Below are 17,275 nucleotides of genomic sequence, written 5' to 3' on the forward strand. Positions count from 1 at the left end.
CAAGAAATTTTATTATTTTACAGTTTCTTTTTTATCGCTTTAGGTTGCCAATACAGAGTTACCCTGTTCACCCCTATAAACGATATAGTTAATTTTGCGCCGATTAGCCACCTTCTTTTAATTCTATTTCTCTTGGCCTTTCGACCCACCGGTCTTTTCCTGTGGGAACAATTTCAATCACACTGATTTTTGTCTCACTAATATCAATGATTTTACCATGGTTACGACCAAGGTAATTACCCACTTCTACCTTATGAATACCATCGCCGCCTTTAACCAGCCCTAAAAACCGAGCACCATTACTCATCGTGCCAACCATCTCAAATGACTCAATACCAAAGTTTTCCAAATACTCCTTCTGGCGGTTTGGGTCTGGTTTAACGGTTGACTCTTCCTGCTCCTCTTTAGCAATATCAATTTTTACCGGAGGCAGGAAAGGACTGCGTAGGCCAGAAGCGCTATAGGCAAAAGCCTCATACGTGCTAAATTTAGGAAGTGGTGGAATCTGCCCTTTAGGCTCCCCTTGCACCTTTTCAATGTACTGCTCTAAATCAGCAAACTGGCCACTGGGAGAGCAGCCAGCCAAAACACATAGGGCGCTCAAGGCAATCAATTTCACATGCATTGGTTTGCTCATCTCGTGCCTCGTCTCCTATTGGCTTGCATCCCCAGACTTATCATGATAGCGATAAGTCTTGGCCACTATTTCCATATTCAAAATTTCAACATTATCTGCAGAAGGCTTAATACTGAAATCATGTAAGGTGACAATCCTTGGTAAACTGGCCACGGAGCTAACGAAATTACCTAAATCGTGGTAGTTGCCGCGCACACTAATATTAATCGGCAGTTCAACATAAAACTCTTGAGCTTTTTCAGGCTGCAACTGTATTGAATTAAAATATAGTCCACTACCCAAACCTGCACGACTTATGTCTTCTAACAAGCCCGGCACTTCTGTATCACTGGGCAATTGTTTCACCAATGCACCGAAGGTTTTTTCCATTTCAACCATTTGTGCTTTGTATGCATCAAGGTTAGCAGCTTGAAATGCTTTATGACGAAATTGTTCTTTTAAGGTATTTTCCTCTCCTTGAACCGTGTCATAACGTTTTTTTAAGTCGCTTAAATGAAAATAATAGCCAGCCCCTACTGCAGCTACAAAAAGAATCACCACAACAAACGCTTTTGCAAAAGCCGGCCATGATCCTATATTCTCAGGATCCAGCTCATTCAGCTGTTTTAGGGAGTCAGCAAAGCTCATTGTTCCTGCTCCTTCTTCATTTGTTCCTGAAGGGCTTTAGGGGTCGTCTGGTTAACAGTCAATACAAACTGATTAGCCAGGTCACTTTTATCTGCAGCTTTTACCGAAGTAAGGTTTGGACTGGTAAACCACTTAGAGTTATCAAAGTCTCGCATTAGATTGGAAACTCGGTTGTTAGACTCAGCAAAGCCATTAACCAACAGCTGGTTTTTCTTCATTTCCAGGGACGTAAAGTAAACACCATCAGGAACAGACTTAACCAACTCATCAAACACTCTTACAATTATTGGCCGGTTACCTTGCAGATCCTGAATAACTTTCATCCTTTCCAGTAGTTCTTCCCGTTTTTTCTTTAACTCTTTTATTTCCACAATTTTTTTATCAAGAGCAGCAATTTCTTTTTTCATAAATTCATTTCTGCTCTGCTGATAATTAATGGCGCCATTAATTTGCATATCACCTAAAAAAATCGTGATACCAGCTACTACTGCTGTTCCCAGCAAAACCATCAAAAATTGCTTTTTGCGCTCCTCGCGCAACTCTTCCCGCCATGGAAGGAGGTTTATCCGAGCCATTAGTCGAAACTCCTCATTGCCAGACCGCAAGAAATCATGAGTGAAGGGGCATCATTCATCAATGCTGCCGAGTTAACTGACCTTGCCAGCGACATGTCAGCAAAAGGATTGGCAACAACTGTTTTAGTACCGATTTTCTCCTGCACCATAGCAGCCAAACCTGGAATACAAGCTGTACCCCCTGCCAAAATAATATAGTCCACATCATTAAACTGGCTGGAAGAAAAGAAGAACTGAAGCGATCGAGATACCTGTTGCACCACAGCATCCATAAAAGGTTTCAGCACTTCAGGCTCATAATCATCAGGTAAACCACCCTGCTTTTTCGATAGCCCAGCATCTTGAAATGACAACCCATAACGGCGCTGAATTTCTTCTGTTAGCTGTTTGCCACCAAATAGCTGCTCCCGAGTATAGATAGTTTTACCATTATTCAGCACACTTAAAGTGGTCATGGTAGCGCCAATATCAACAACAGCGGCTGTTGGCTCATCCACCTCTTTCAGTTGCGACTCAAGCAGTTCAAAGGCGCGCTCCATGGCATAGGCTTCCACATCAACTACTTTAGCCGCTAGTCCTGCATGAGAAAGCACTGCTTCACGCATATCGACATTTTCTTTTCGACAGGCAGCTAACAGCACCTCAACCATTTCAGGGTTACGCTCAGCAGGGCCAACAACCTCAAAGTCGATAGACACCTCATCCAACGGGTATGGGATGTACTGATCAGCCTCTACCGTTATTTGGGTTTCCATCTCGTCTTCACTGAGGTTACCATCCATCTCAATCACTTTGGTGATAACTGCCGAGCCAGCAACAGCCACTGCAACATCTTTGCAGCCGCTTCGAGATTTTTTAAACGCTTTAGCAATGACATCCCCTACCGTCTCGATTTCATTGATATTTTTCTCAACGACAGCATTATCGGGCAGTGGCTCCACTGCATACGCTTCTACTTTGTATCGGCTGCCAGACCTGCTCAACTGAATTAGCTTGACCGAGGTTGAACTTATGTCGATACCAAGGACTGTTGGAGTTTTCTTTTTTAGCATTCCAATCACAGCCAATTTCCTATCAGCACCGGGTACTTACAAATGAAAGTTACTTTTCTACATTAAATAACAGTAGCAGTGATTCCGCAATTCTGTGAAATGCTAAAAAAGTCCTTATAATGATCAGTAAATCGCGGCACAATCACCCATGTTTACGCATAGCCATTCAATTTCGTAGGATCTAGAGGAAAGTTGTGACATTTATCAGATTTTTACTATGGGCTACTTTTCTTTCAATATGTGGCACATTCCTCATTTTAGCGAGCGCTTTCTTATACCTTAGCCCTGGTCTGCCGGATGTGGAAGCTTTACGAGAGGTTAAATTACAAACACCTCTGCGAGTTTATTCTGCTGACCAGAAACTCATTGCTGAGTTTGGTGAAAAGCGTCGAACCCCTATCAAGTATAGCGAGCTGCCAGAACTTATGATTAAAGCTTTTGTTGCAGCAGAAGATAATCGCTTTTATTCACATCATGGAGTCGACCCCAAGGGGCTCGCTAGGGCTGCAGTTCAGCTATTGCAAAGCGGCTCTATCAGGACGGGAGGAAGCACGATCACCATGCAAGTGGCAAGAAACTTCTTCCTTAGCCGCGAGCGAGTCTTTTCCCGAAAGTTCAATGAGATTTTATTAGCACTGCAAATTGAGCGAGAGCTACCTAAAGAAGAAATTTTGGAGCTTTACCTAAATAAAATTTATTTAGGTAACCGTGCCTATGGTGTAGCAGCAGCAGCGCAGGTCTATTATGGAAAAAGCCTAGATGAACTAAACCTAGCAGAAATAGCAATGATTGCAGGGCTGCCTAAAGCTCCCTCTAAATATAACCCCATTGTTAATCCAGACCGAGCCTTAGAAAGGCGCAACTGGATATTACACCGTATGAATGAGTTGGGCTTTATTGATGAGCAGCAGTACAACCAAGCAAAAGAAACATCTGTCATTGCCAAATACCATGGCCTGACTATTGAGCTTAATTCACCTTACCTTGCTGAAATGGTTAGAAAGGCTATGGTCGACCGTTATGGCCCCAACGCTTACACAGATGGTTACTCAGTGTATACGACTATTAACAGCAGTAACCAAGAAATGGCAACCCAATCGCTACAGGATGGTCTTGTTGAGTACGAATGGCGCCATGGTTATCGTGGTCCAGAAAAACAAATGCCTCCTGAGGCTGGCTTTGACCTGAAAAAGTGGCAACAAGCACTCAAGAAGGTGTCTACTATTGGTCGCCTGGTACCTGCCATTGTCACTAGTCTTGATAAAAAAACAGCCACCGTTCTCACTGAAAAAGGAGAGCAAACCTTAAACTGGGATGGGATAAAGTGGGCACGCCTTCATAAAACGGTCAACAGCTTAGGTCCAGCCCCCCAAAAAGCAGCTGATATTCTTGCTGTGGGTGATTTAATACGAACTATTCAGGTTGATGAAACCCTCTATTTAGCTCAAATTCCCAAAGTTCAAGGGGCACTGGTTTCACTACGACCAACAGATGCAGCAGTAACAGCCATAGTTGGTGGATTCGATTTTAATCTCAGCAAATTTAACCGTGCTACTCAAGCCTCTCGGCAACCAGGCTCTAACTTTAAACCATTCCTGTATAGTGCAGCTTTGGAAAATGGCTACACAGCAGCAAGCACTGTTAACGATGCGCCAATTATCTACAACAACACAAGCACCAATAAAGCCTGGCGCCCCAAAAATTCCAGTGGCAAGTTTCTTGGTCCAACTCGTTTGCGTAAAGCCCTTTACCAATCTCGTAACCTGGTCTCAATTCGACTACTACAAGCATTGGGTATTAATAAAATGCTTTCTTATGTTGATAAGTTTGGTTTTGACCCAGAAGCTCTCCCTCGAGACCTTTCTCTGTCATTAGGTAGTGGCGCAATGACTCCAATTGACCTAGCTAAAGGTTACGCCAGCTTAGCCAATGGTGGTTACCGAGTTGAACCTTACTTTATTGACCACATTGAGCACCTAGGCCAAACCGTTTATCAGGCCCAGCCTTATTTAGCAGGCTCAGTTGAGGAAGGTGAAGCATTTAAACCTGCTCCTCGTATCATGGATGAACGAGCCAATTACATTCTCTACACCATGCTGCAAGATGTAATTAAACGGGGCACGGGGCGTCGCGCGTTAGTACTGAAGCGTTCTGATATTGCAGGTAAAACAGGCACTACCAACGATCAGGTTGACGCCTGGTTTTCTGGCTTTAACAGTGACCTGACCACAACCGTTTGGGTGGGTTATGACCAGCCCTCTACTTTAGGTCGCCGCGAGTTTGGAGGTACAGCCGCATTACCCATCTGGATCAAATACATGGGGCTAGCACTAGCAGGTAAGCCTGAGCACCCTTTGAAACAGCCTGATGGACTAGTCAAAGTCAAAATTAATGCAAATACAGGCAAACCCACCCAAGCCAGCGCCCATGATACGATTTTCGAGATTTTCAGAACGGAGCTTGCGCCTAAGTACGACCCATCCAGTGAGCTGCCTGGGCTGGATGATGAAGGAGCACTGAAAACCGAAGATATCTTTTAAGGGCACCTCTAAAAATGCACTTTTTACATGATAGCTGCGTTAGCTCCGTACTCAGGTCCTCATGTATTTCTTAATACACTGCGGCCTTCCATGCGGTGCTGCCTTGCTCTCCTAAAAAAATTACTATTTTTAGAGATACCCAAAATATGTAAGAAGAGAAAATGTTACACATAAAAAAGCCTCCAATCTGGAGGCTTTTTTATTATGAGCAATAGCTACACTACAAATTATTTAATGTCAGCAATGCTTTTTAATGGGTAATGCTCAGGGTAAGGTGTTTTGGCAACACCAGAATCTACTGCTGCCTTTGCTACTGCACCAGCCACTTCACCCAACAATCGAGAGTCCATTGGTTTAGGAATAATATACTCACGGCCATAAGTCATTTGCTCACCACCATAAGCCTTGATCACTTCCTCTGGTATAGGTTGCTTAGCTAAATCTTTAATGGCATGAACTGCAGCTACTTTCATCTCTTCATTAATCACCGTAGCGCGCACATCTAGTGCACCACGGAAGATAAATGGGAAGCCAAGTACGTTATTTACTTGGTTAGGATAATCAGAACGACCCGTTGCCATAATGACATCAGAGCGAGTTTGCTTAGCTAATTCTGGCTTAATTTCTGGGTCAGGGTTAGAACATGCAAATACAACCGGGCTATCAGCCATTTTAGCCAACTGCTCTGGTTTTAGTAGGTCAGGACCAGATAAGCCAAGAAATACATCCGCACCTTCAATGGCATCATCTAAAGTTCGCTTATCAGTATCATTAGCAAAAGCAGCTTTATACTGATTTAAATCATCACGGTTGCTGTGGATAACACCCTTACGATCCAGCATCAGGATATTTTCTGGCTTCATGCCACAGCTGATTAATAATTTAGAGCATGCAATTGCAGCAGCGCCAGCTCCTAGACAAACCATTTTTGCTTCTTCAATGGTTTTACCAGCAATTTCCAAGGCATTCAGCATACCCGCTGCTGTCACGATAGCAGTACCATGTTGGTCGTCATGGAAAATTGGCACATTACAGGTTTCAATAAGTGCTTTTTCAATTTCGAAACATTCAGGTGCTTTGATGTCTTCTAAGTTAATTCCACCAAAGGTGTCGGCAATTCGTTTAACTGTATCGATAAATGCCTGAGGACTTTCAGAATCCACCTCGATATCAATTGAGTTAACACCCGCAAATTTTTTAAATAAAAGGCTCTTGCCTTCCATTACAGGCTTACTGGCCAATGCACCTAAATTACCCAAACCCAAAATTGCTGAGCCATTACTAATGACAGCAACAAGGTTACCTTTTGCTGTATATTTGTAGGCATTTTCTGGGTCTTTGGCAATTTCACGCACAGGTTCAGCTACACCTGGGCTGTAAGCCAAGGAAAGGTCACGAGAAGTTTCTGCTGCGGTGGTTAATTCAACGCTGATTTTTCCTGGTTTAGGGTAGGCATGGTAATCGAGAGCGGCTTTTTTCATATCCTCAGACATGGCGATGATTCCGGTTGTTTATTTTGTGAGAAGAAGCATATAAAAAAGGGGGGGGCCTAACAAGCTGGTAACTTCCGCAATTAGGCTGCTGCAAAACTACTGCACTATTTTCAGCCACTCACCTGCTTTTGGCTCACCACTAGGATAGTAATGATTTAGCAGTCTGAGCTGCTCAACAGCATACTCTTTTAATGCACTACGTTTAGCTAACCTTGCAATGGTTTCACCACGCCGGGCGCGAGTTAGCCTGATCCTTAAACCCTCTGCTTTTTTATAATCCTTTCTCGGAAGAACCTGAAAACTATGTATAGTTTCCAGCATATGTGGATCATAGGTTGAAAAATAGCGGCTTTGCTTAGTCGCCCCTACTAGTAAAAATACTTTGCCTTTGTAATAAATAATCGCTACGCGTTTTAACTGCCCTTGAAAGCCTGACCTAGCAATTGCAGAGTAGCCCCTTATTCGTGTTTTTTGAATGTCGTGCCCTCCCAGCATCTGGTCACTGCCAATAAGGTCGCGCACATACTCCACTGGTTGCATTTGATTTTTGATTGGGAGTAATTTCATGGCCAGTATGGCCTGCTCATTAGGTGATATAGCCACAACACTATCTGGGTTGTTTTGAATCTTCCAGCCTTTGGGAAAGGTAATTTTCAAATCCATTGGCTTATGCAAAAAGTCTCGCCCTACCCTAACACCTGCCTGTGTACTATCACCAAATGCCATACCATTAATTGCTCGCAAGTAACGATCACGACCACTATCGCCAGACACTTGTGGTGCACTATTAATCACCTGCTGTAAACGTTCATCATGCCTGGGATGAGTTGAGAAAACACCATGATATGAAACAGGTTCACGACCTTCGGCCCGTGCTTTACTGGCAGAAAATGTAGACTGATCTTTTAATACTCCAATCACATTAATCATTGCCTGAGGATTATAGTTTGCGCTAGCCAGATATTGCGCCCCTAGCCGATCAGCTTCCAATTCATGCTCTCGACCATAGCCTCTCACCACTGCGGTACCTAACAAGCTAGTGAGATCACCAGCCACTCTTACACCCGTGTAAACAGCCACAACCTGCCCAAGAATGCCAGTAGCCATGCTTGCACTGTGCTGACGAACACTGTGCCTGGCAGTTACATGCCCTACTTCATGGGCAAGTACAGCAGCTAGATCAGCTTCAGAGTTCAGATAAGCCATCAGCCCACGATGGATGTATATATATCCACCTGGTAAGGCAAATGCGTTGATGTCTGGCGTGTCGATAACTGTAAATTGGTAGGCTAAATTTGGTCGGTGACTTCTTGCCACTATTCGCTGACCAACCCTTTGCACATAGGCTTGTAACTTTTTATCAGAATAAATTGGTAGTTGCTTGCTAATTTGGTTTGCATGACGACGCCCTGTAGAAACTTCTTCACTTTCCGACATCAACACAAAGTCACGACTACCCGTTGCAGGATTAACCGCACAACCAGTCATCAAGGATGCCAATAAAACAAAAGCAATCGCCAACAATCGAGACATGACAGAGATCCCTACCACAGTGTTTATTAGAGGTACCCTTTATTTAAATATGATCGATGCAGGGTGAGAAATTTTCATCATCCAACGTTTTCTTCCCTTTTTTAGTTTACGCCCACCAGCACGACGATCAATTAACCAACCTCTCACTTCTACCAGTCGACCATTAATCTGATCAAATGCACTTCTACTGAAGTACTTCAGATTATTTTTAGGAATAAACAGTGCTAGCTTCCCAGCCAAATCAATCCATACACCATTAGCAGCCTGACTGATTTTTTCCACCTTACCAGTAACCAAGCTAAACCCCGCCTGCTTAATAGTTTGAGCTGTAGTAGGTCGGTAGCGCTTCCATAAGCCTGTTTGCTGGCGTCTGGCTTGCTGCTCTGTTGCCATCAAACAAACGAGTAAATCAAGGTTAGGAGGAATCGCCAGATAAAATGCCAGCCCATGAGCAACCAGATATTCACTAAGCAGCATTCCATCAGATCGAGCCACATAAGCTAGGATTCGCCCATAGTGATCTTTAGGCTCTTTACCAAGTTTCAGCTTAATCATAGGCTGATTATTAAAAAAAGTTTTTGTCGCTTGAGTTGCCTGCATGGCAAACGGCTCAGCTTGATGTATTTCGGTAGCTTGTTCTGGTGTATTCACACCAATCAGCCTGACTTTATCGCCCGATTTCAGTAGCAGCGTGTCACCATCTAGCACTTTAGCCAATGTTGCCGATTGCCAAGGACCTGAAAGAAAGCAGTTACCCTTTGTCCATCCATAGGAGGAGTAAAAAAATTGGGCAATAAAAAAGGCGCTAACCAGTAGCGCCTTTTTTAAGCTGAAGTGCACAGTTTTATTTTTTAAGACCACGCACAGAGAAACGCTTATTGAAACGCTCAATACGACCACCAGAGTCTAACACTTTCTGCTTACCAGTATAGAAAGGGTGGCATGCAGAGCAAACGTCTAGGTGAATATCTTTACAAAGAGTAGAGCGAGTTTTGATTTCATTACCACAGCTGCAAGTTGCAGTAATTTCTTCATAAGTTGGATGAATATCAGCTTTCATGGACTATTCCTCAAGGGATTGTACCGCTACTTGATCAGCTGCCATTGATTATTTGACTGACCGTCAAGCACCGCACGAAAATTCTGCCGTATAGGCCTTTTAAATCAGACCGCGCATCTTACCAGAGTGCACTAAATAAGCAAGCAATGCACTTAAAGGGCATATCTAACTTTTAAGCAACGGTATCCAAGCATTGGCTCACGTAGCAACTTCTGTCAAGATACGCCTATCAAGAATCACTTTTCGATGTAAAGATATTTACTTTCCAGCCTTAAGCCATCTACTCAATGAGCCAACCCGACTCTCAGGCCCCAACCACATATTTACAAGTTGCTTTGCCCGTTCCTTTTCGGCGCTTATTTGACTATCACACCCCTCATCGCTGGAACGGCCAACCACTACAGCCTGGGATTCGGGTAAAAGTCAGTTTTGGTAACCGGCAGCTAATTGGCGTACTCATCAGTACCACCCATCAGTCAGACTGGCCAGCCAACAAACTCAAGCCAGTATTAGAGTTAATTGATGAGCAACCATTGATACCACCAGAGCTACTCAAGTTGTGCCAGTGGACTGCAAAGTATTACCACCACAGCTTAGGAGAAACCCTACAAGTTGCCCTTCCCGCCGTGCTAAGGCAAGGGAAAACCGCTGGCTACGGCACTGCTACAAAATATAGCGCCGCTGCAGCTGACCAAGATCAGACCATTGCGCTGTCCCGCGCGCCTAAACAATTGGCAGCCTACAAAGCCTTATTAGAGCATCCATCGGGCCTGACACTAGCCGGGCTAAAAGGGCTTGGCATCGCTAGTCACATAATCCAAGGCCTTAGACAAAAACAGCTAATTATAGCAGTCGAAGCTCGCGAGCCAGCGACTGCCAAACCATGGCCAAACAGTCTACTACGACAACCTGCTCTCTCTCTTAATCCAGCGCAGCAACAAGCGGTAACTAAAGTGAGCCAGCTGTTAGGGCAGTTCTGCTGTTTCTTGTTACAAGGAGTGACTGGCAGCGGAAAAACAGAGGTTTATTTACAAATCATTGAAGCTTGCTTAAAACAAAAGCGACAAGCTTTGGTGCTCATTCCTGAAATAGGTTTAACCCCGCAAACTTTACAACGGTTTCAAGCCAGGTTCAGCGTTCCTATTGCCACCCTGCACTCTAATTTAACGGATTTAGAGCGTTGGCAAGCCTGGCAAGCAGCGGCTTCAGGGCAAGCTGGTATCGTCATAGGTACTCGTTCCGCTATTTTTACACCACTAGCTAAGCCTGGTGTCATTATCATTGATGAAGAGCACGACGGCTCATTCAAGCAACAAGATAACCTACGCTACTCTGCCCGTGATGTGGCAGTTTATCGAGCAAACCAATTACAAACACCTATAGTACTGGGCTCTGCCACCCCAGCATTAGAGTCACTCTATAATGCTGCAATGGGGCGCTATCAAAAGCTGGAGCTACCTGATCGTGCTGGAGATGCCAAACCACCTGCCATCAATATGCTGGACCTGAAAGGCAAACCACTGTCTGATGGGCTGGCCCTAGACCTACAACCGTTGATTGCCAGCCACTTAACCAAAGGCAACCAGGTATTAGTTTTCATCAACCGACGCGGTTTCGCTCCCACCCTTATTTGTCACGAGTGTGGCTGGCTATCAGACTGTAGCCATTGCGATGCCCACTTAACCCTACACCGCTATCCACCTTTGTTACGCTGCCACCACTGCGGTATAGAGGAAAGCATTCCAACGCTCTGCCCACAATGCCAGCAAAATAGCCTTCACCCAGTCGGTACTGGAACAGAGCGCTGCGAGGCAACACTTAGCCAGTGGTTTCCAGAAACTGAGCTTGTTCGAATTGACCGTGATACCACCCAGCGTAAAAACGCCATGCAGGAGCTACTGGAAAAAATCCATCAAGAAAAGCCGGCCATTTTGCTGGGCACCCAAATGCTCGCTAAGGGCCACCACTTTCCTAAAGTCAGCTTGGTCGTAGTAGTTGATGCAGATAGCGGCCTATTCAGTGCCGATTTCCGTGGTGTAGAAAAACTGGCACAACTGCTTACTCAGGTAGCAGGGCGTGCTGGCAGAGCGGCAACTGAAGGTGAAGTCATTATTCAAACCCACCAGCCAGACCACAAGATGCTACAACGGCTTCAAGCTGGACTTTATGGCGAGCTGACCCAGTCGCTACTCAAGGAAAGACAAGGACTTTCACTGCCTCCTTTTGGCTATATGGTTTTGCTAAGAGCCGAATCTCCCCACCAGCAAAAAGCTGAAGCTTTACTAAATGAAGCCTGCCAAGAGGTTCAACAAACTGAAGTAACAGCCTCTTTGCTTAGCAGTGTTGAAGTGCTTGGACCACTACCTGCCCCAATGGAAAAACGACAGGGGCGGTTTCGTTATCAACTGGTTTTACATGCCCGTCAACGCCAGCCGCTTCATCAGCTGACTCATATGCTTATCCAGTGTCTAGAGAACAACAAGCTAAGTCGTCAAGTGCGCTGGTCAGTAGATGTTGACCCTCAAGATATGGGGTAGTTACGCACGGCTTTAAGCAAATAAGGCCACCAAAGTGTGACTCACATTCAAAACAAGCTACCCCTTACGCAAACCAGCTCACAGTTTAGACTAACTTACCTGGCAACCTATATAAACAGCACTAATGTTAAACATAACGACAAGACATAAGCCCGCCCAGTACAAGCCGAATAAGGACGGCTTTAAGTAAAGTCATGGAGGATTTAACAATGGGTATGCTAAATATAGTTGCCAGTAACATTGCTCGTTACTCAGCTCAGATTCTTCAGCAAAATAGTGACGGCACTAGCCTACAGGCACTACCCCAAAACGGCAAAACACTAACCACTTCTGGAACAGGCTCTTCTCTATTCCATACTAGCCGCACAACCGCTGCAGACAGCACGCTTGAAGAGGCTGACAGCAACAGTTTTACTCCTAACTCTGTAGCTCTACTACCTGCTACCAGTACAGTCTCTTATCTAAACATCCAACAACTGATTAGTGCTGGGGCTGACCCTAGCCAAATACTGCCCCCCACCCAGGCCATTGGTTATCATCCAATCCGGCAAACAACCTTATCTGAAGGCACTAAAGAACTGGCTTTAATATTTCGTGATGGCAACAACACTATTGCCAATAATGGTTTTGAAACAACCTCTCTTTCTTACGAATTCAAGACACCTGAACAAACTGAAGATGTTGGTCTAAAGTTGGCCTCTCCTGAGTCGAGCTTTACTACACCAGCCACCTTTGTTACTCCAGTAGTGATCATCGCCCCCACACAAATACCTGAGCCAAAACCTAGTCCAGAACCTCCTCCTGTTGCTGAAAAACCTAAGCCACAACCTGAACCACCAATAACTGAGCCTGAACCACCAACTCCTGATCCAGAGCTTCCTACAGCTGAGAAGCCTAAACCACAGCCAGAACCCGCAGAGCCTGAGCCAGATTTACCCGCTGTTATCACTCCAGAAGTTACTCATATTTCAATGGACACAGGCTTTAGTGATGCTGATGGCATAACTTCAGACAACACACTTTATTTCTTTGGTAATTCAGCCGCTAACTGCGTTATTGAAGTATTTATTGATGGGATTAGTGTCGGCTTTACCATTTCAAACAGCAAAGGCGAATGGGTATTTAACCATACTGATACTGTCTTACCTGATGGTAATTACATTATTACTGCACAAAGTACTAATGAGCATGGTATTAAAAGCCCTGAATCTAAAGACTTCCCTATCTTGATTGATACTTCTGACCCAGAACTAGAACCCGAGCTTTGGGATATTCAAGGTTCAAATGGTAATGGTGCATCTGATGGTTTTATTGATGATGGTAAGCTGATTTTTAGTGGCAAAGCAGAACCAGACACAATAGTCGAGCTATATATAGATGACATTAGCATTGGCACAACAACTACCAATGAACTAGGTGACTGGCGCTTTGATAACACCCATATCAACTTAGCAGATGGTAGTTACACTCTAACATTAACCAGCTTTGATAAAGCGGGTAATAGCACTGCAATGCCTTATGAGGTGCCTTTTGAGATTGTAACAGCTTGGAATGACTTCTCTAGCTTCTTGATTGAAGATGACAGTCTACTAACATCGTCCAGTGAGCCAAATGCAACGAATAGTCATGAATACAGCCTATTATCAAACCTTCAGTCTGAATACGAGGCTATGATTATCAGTCTTAGTCAACCAGAGCCACTCGACTTACAAGACGTGTTAATTGATCATGAGTCAGCCAGTGTTACTCAGCTAATACCAGCAACTAACCTACAAACTGAGCTACCCTCAACTGCGAGTAATGACCAATCTCATAGTAATGAGCTACAGTTTGGAGCTTACAATAATATTTTGCTGGACAGCCTCTTAGAAAATCATGAACAAACTGTTGTACATGGCTAGCTGTATATTTCAATTATAGTAAAAAGGGCATCTTGTTAGCCAAGCTGCCCTTGCACGCCTTTACCTCATAATGTTATCGCAAGATAGTCTAACTAAGTGCTTCTATCATTCGAGCAACCAAAATACACTCTGCTTATAAATCTCAATAAGTGTTAAAAATAATAACACCCACGAAGCACTTGCGATGTTAGAGGCTATATCCAGAGTGATATTTTAGTGCCTAGCAAGGTGTGGTCATTACAAAGGAATAACAATGGCCGCTCAAAACCAGCCGACCGACTTTACTAAAAGTCTTTCAGAAGAGGCTACCGCCAATGCTTTACTGCTAGCGGGCAGCCAACTAATGCGAAGCAGCCAAGTTTATTCTAAGGGTAATATTGAAGAAAAATTTGGCCACCCAGAAGTCATCGATAAGCCCTCTCAGCATACAGGGGAAAATCTCAGACTTGGCAACCTGTTTGAGCTTAATCAAAACACTACCTCTTCATCAGCTCGTGACTATTCCCATAATGTCACAACTGAAAACAGTAAAGTTGAGTTTGCAGAAGCTAATCAGCCAGTAATCTTTTCAAGCTTTTTTCTTAACAAGCTATCAATAACAGACTTTGCTCCATCAGTTAATGTCGAGGAAAGAACAGCAGAAGAAATAGCAAGCCCTGTGATTTACCGAGATGATTCAGAAACCATTTCTGGCGCTGGTTTTACTAGTGGTTATGCTACAGTTTCACCTGTCTTAGAAACCTTCAGCCTCATTATTCAACCCTCACCAAACCAAGCTGAGACTCAAACAAACCCTAGCCTGACTGGATTAATAGCCAACAACTCACCCACATTAACAGTAAACAACCTTACTGTTGATAACCAAGCACCAGCAGATGATGCTAATGCAAACAACGCTAAAACTCCCCCTCCTCAGGCACCAACGCCTGATAATAACTCTACTGATATCCGTTTTAATGGCGACAGCCAAGTCAGCGAAAGTGATAGCAACACCATAACTAACAACACTGAAGAAGCAGCCCCCCCAGCTCAAGTAGATGCCACCCCCCCCAATAAACCCGCTATGAGTAGCATAAACAGTGGTGGTGAGACTACCTCAGATAACACCCTCGTCTTTAGCGGCACGGCTGAAGCAAATAGCTCCGTGGAAGTGTTTATTGATGGCGTCTCCATCGGTACCACTAGTGCGGATGGTTCGGGGAACTGGAGCGTTGATCACACTGGTACGACCCTGGCCGATGGTAATTACACCATCACCGCCCGTGCCACCGATGCCGCCGGCAATGTCAGTGCCTTATCCAGCGGTTTACCAGTAACAATTGATACGACAAATCCAACCTTTAATAATGCAGTATTTAGCCTTACAGAAAATAGTGCTTCAGGTACAGCTGTTGGTACAGCCAATGGTACTGATGCAACCACATTAAGTTATAGTTTTTCCAATGATACTCAAACCAGTAGTGATGGATATTTTCAAATTGACGCAAATACTGGTGCAATTACCTTAACCGCAGCTGGCGCAGCAGCAGATTTATTAAATTATGAAGCAGGTGCTAATAGCGTTCAGCACAATGTTAAAACAACTGATTTAGCCGGCAATCAAACAACAGCTCAGGTTACAATTAATATTACCGATGTAAATGAGGCTCCTACCACAGCGAATAATACAGTTACGGCAATTGAAGATACGACTTATACATTTTCAGCCGGTAATTTTAAATTTACCGATGTTGATGCAGGGAGTTCATTAGCCTCTGTAAAAATTACAAGTTTACCTGCTTCGGGGCAATTATTATTAAACGGTTCTACCGTATCAATAAATGATGAAATTTCACTTAGTGATATAAATAATAATTTATTAACTTACCAGCCTGCTTCTGGAATTTCTGGCAGCCAATCTGCAATTTTTAATTATCAAGTCAGTGATGGTAACAATTGGAGTAGTAACAGTGCACAAATGGATATTGATATTTTAAATACTATTACAGGCACTAACCCAGCCTCGCAAAGCAGCAATATAACAGTTGATGTAAATAATTACACGACAACAAACCAAGGTTTTCAGGTAACAGGACAAAAAATAAATTCATCTACTGGCGTTCTTGAAGCTGGCTCTCTTGATACTTTTAGTAATCAAGGGTTTGGTGTTGATGCCTCTACATCTGGAAATGAAAGCAATACTAAAGTGGAAGAAATTGGCTATGACACCACCTGGAATAAATCAGAAGTTGTAACTATCGATTTTGACCAGGATATGGCTGATGCCACTGTCAGCTATGCAAGACTACATGCTAGTAAAGATGAAATAGGTCATTGGGATGCTTATAAAGATGGAGTGCTAGTAGGACAAGGGGATTTTACAGCTAGTAACGGCCACCAAGGTAATTTTAATGTCGCGATTGGCGGCGGTTTTGACCAATTACAATTCACAGCAAAATTACAAGATGGCGGGCCTTTAGGTTCCAGCTATTTAATTGACTCAATCACTGGAAATACCGTTGCCCAACCAACAGGAGGGAATGATAATTTAACTGGCACTGCCGCAGGTGACTATATTTCTGGCTTAGGTGGTAACGATATCCTTTCTGGTGGTGGCAGTGATGATTTAATTATTGGCGGCTCTGGTACTGACACCATGACAGGCGGCACAGGTGCTGACACATTTGATTGGAATGTAAATGACCAAGGCACAGTTGCTTCACCTACCACTGATACCATTATGGATTTTAATATTGCTGAAAACGATGTACTACATTTACAGGATTTATTAGTAGGAGAAACTCAAGGCACTTTAGATCAATTCCTTACTGTTAGTGCATCTGGTGGCGATACAACAATAGATGTAGCTCATACTGGTAATGGCCAAGTCACGCAGAAAATTGTGCTCGATAATGTCGATTTAACCACCCATTATGGTACCAGCAATAGCAGTACAATTATTTCTAATTTAATTAGCGATGGAAGTTTAATTACAGACTAATATCCTTCGCTGCCAACACCATATTAAAGAGAGACGATAACAGATAATAAACTCAATGTATGATATGGAATAACAGGCTATTCTTCCTCCGCTCTTGAAGCGACATCCCTGTCGCCGCTACAGAATACCTATTACCCCACATCTACCATCTTTAGTATTGCCCTCTAGATCTATATCCACAGTGAAGGGCCTTTTATGCATTGCTATCTTCACCCTTAGATCCATTAGATTTTGATACTTATTTTTTCTACTAAACAACAATTTTCAAGTAACGACTAATCACTGTTAGGGTTAGATAAACGATTCAGAACCTTATGAGGCATGGATGCCGATTAGAGCC

General features: G+C 43.7%; 12 protein-coding genes. 4 read left to right on the top strand and 8 right to left on the bottom strand.

Annotated elements, in window-relative coordinates; all coding sequences use genetic code 11:
• Nucleotides 1–103: 103 nt before the first annotated feature.
• Genes OQE68_RS09605 through OQE68_RS09620 form a run of 4 tightly spaced genes read right to left on the bottom strand, consistent with a single transcriptional unit; the run spans nt 104 to nt 2,900 of the window.
• Nucleotides 104–637: a pilus assembly protein PilP gene (locus OQE68_RS09605; protein ID WP_255490878.1), complete on the bottom strand. Its 534-nt coding sequence runs from the start codon at nt 635–637 to the stop codon at nt 104–106.
• A 15-nt stretch (nt 638–652) separates the two neighbouring features.
• Nucleotides 653–1,264, bottom strand: coding sequence for a type IV pilus inner membrane component PilO (locus OQE68_RS09610; RefSeq protein ID WP_180568869.1), 612 nt, complete (start codon nt 1,262–1,264; stop codon nt 653–655).
• Nucleotides 1,261–1,839 carry a PilN domain-containing protein gene (locus OQE68_RS09615; protein WP_180568870.1) on the bottom strand — a complete coding sequence of 193 codons (579 nt, stop codon included), beginning with the start codon at nt 1,837–1,839 and terminating at the stop codon, nt 1,261–1,263. Before OQE68_RS09615 ends, OQE68_RS09610 begins: the two co-directional genes overlap by 4 nt.
• Nucleotides 1,839–2,900, bottom strand: a complete 1,062-nt coding sequence (locus OQE68_RS09620) for a pilus assembly protein PilM (protein ID WP_180568871.1) — start codon at nt 2,898–2,900, stop codon at nt 1,839–1,841. The genes OQE68_RS09615 and OQE68_RS09620 overlap by 1 nt, the downstream gene beginning before the upstream one ends.
• Nucleotides 2,901–3,085: 185 nt before the next feature.
• Between OQE68_RS09620 and OQE68_RS09625 the strand changes: the two genes are divergently transcribed.
• Nucleotides 3,086–5,431 (top strand): penicillin-binding protein 1A, encoded by a 2,346-nt coding sequence (locus OQE68_RS09625; protein ID WP_180568872.1) that lies wholly within the window; start codon nt 3,086–3,088, stop codon nt 5,429–5,431.
• A gap of 227 nt (nt 5,432–5,658) precedes the next feature.
• On the opposite strand, the gene OQE68_RS09630 is transcribed toward OQE68_RS09625, so the two are convergent.
• From OQE68_RS09630 to rpmE, 4 genes are all read right to left on the bottom strand, one after another.
• Nucleotides 5,659–6,924 carry a malic enzyme-like NAD(P)-binding protein gene (locus tag OQE68_RS09630; protein ID WP_180568873.1) on the bottom strand — a complete coding sequence of 422 codons (1,266 nt, stop codon included), beginning with the start codon at nt 6,922–6,924 and terminating at the stop codon, nt 5,659–5,661.
• A gap of 96 nt (nt 6,925–7,020) precedes the next feature.
• Nucleotides 7,021–8,457: a M48 family metalloprotease gene (locus tag OQE68_RS09635; protein WP_180568874.1), complete on the bottom strand. Its 1,437-nt coding sequence runs from the start codon at nt 8,455–8,457 to the stop codon at nt 7,021–7,023.
• Between the two features lie 39 nt (nt 8,458–8,496).
• Complete coding sequence (locus OQE68_RS09640) at nt 8,497–9,165, bottom strand: thermonuclease family protein (protein ID WP_266195877.1); 669 nt, start codon at nt 9,163–9,165, stop codon at nt 8,497–8,499.
• A gap of 136 nt (nt 9,166–9,301) precedes the next feature.
• Nucleotides 9,302–9,517 (bottom strand): 50S ribosomal protein L31, encoded by a 216-nt coding sequence (gene rpmE / locus OQE68_RS09645; RefSeq protein ID WP_180568876.1) that lies wholly within the window; start codon nt 9,515–9,517, stop codon nt 9,302–9,304.
• A gap of 287 nt (nt 9,518–9,804) precedes the next feature.
• Here rpmE and OQE68_RS09650 point away from each other — a divergent pair, with 287 nt between their 5' ends.
• From OQE68_RS09650 to OQE68_RS09660, 3 genes are all read left to right on the top strand, one after another.
• Nucleotides 9,805–12,054, top strand: a complete 2,250-nt coding sequence (locus OQE68_RS09650; RefSeq protein ID WP_180568877.1) for a primosomal protein N' — start codon at nt 9,805–9,807, stop codon at nt 12,052–12,054.
• Between the two features lie 209 nt (nt 12,055–12,263).
• The gene (locus OQE68_RS09655) at nt 12,264–13,955 is read left to right on the top strand and encodes an Ig-like domain-containing protein (RefSeq protein ID WP_180568878.1); all 1,692 of its coding nucleotides are present in this window, start codon (nt 12,264–12,266) and stop codon (nt 13,953–13,955) included.
• Nucleotides 13,956–14,208: 253 nt separating this feature from the next.
• The gene (locus OQE68_RS09660; protein WP_180568879.1) at nt 14,209–16,935 is read left to right on the top strand and encodes a type I secretion C-terminal target domain-containing protein; all 2,727 of its coding nucleotides are present in this window, start codon (nt 14,209–14,211) and stop codon (nt 16,933–16,935) included.
• The last annotated feature ends 340 nt before the right edge of the window (nt 16,936–17,275 follow it).

It is taken from the genome of Spartinivicinus marinus, assembly GCF_026309355.1.
Classification (GTDB): Bacteria; Pseudomonadota; Gammaproteobacteria; order Pseudomonadales; family Zooshikellaceae; genus Spartinivicinus; species Spartinivicinus marinus.